Source organism: Stenotrophomonas sp. SrG (assembly GCF_050031795.1).
Lineage (GTDB): Bacteria > Pseudomonadota > Gammaproteobacteria > Xanthomonadales > Xanthomonadaceae > Stenotrophomonas > Stenotrophomonas rhizophila_A.
Genome location: NZ_JBNBBE010001818.1, coordinates 1 through 229 on the forward strand (window position 1 = coordinate 1; position 229 = coordinate 229).

1 protein-coding gene is annotated in these 229 nt (G+C 69.4%); it reads left to right on the plus strand.

Annotated features, from left to right (window positions below):
- The coding region (locus ACQG3P_RS25485; RefSeq protein ID WP_426806597.1) for a class I SAM-dependent methyltransferase at positions 1-229 on the plus strand (229 nt) is incomplete at both ends.

Here is a 229-nt window from a genome sequence, read left to right on the forward strand (position 1 = left end):
TTGGTGCACCAACCGGGAGCTCGCAGCTGGCCAGTGGACCGGTATCGACATGCAGGCGGGCGACGGCGTCGACCAGGTCGCCGACATCCACGACCTGCCTGCGGACTGGTCGGGCCGGTTCACCGGCATCGTCTGCTCAGAAGTGCTGGACCACGTAGCCCGACCGTGGCTGGCTCTGCCGGAGCTGCGCAGCGTGATGCAGCCGGGCGGCCTGCTGGTGGTCACCACG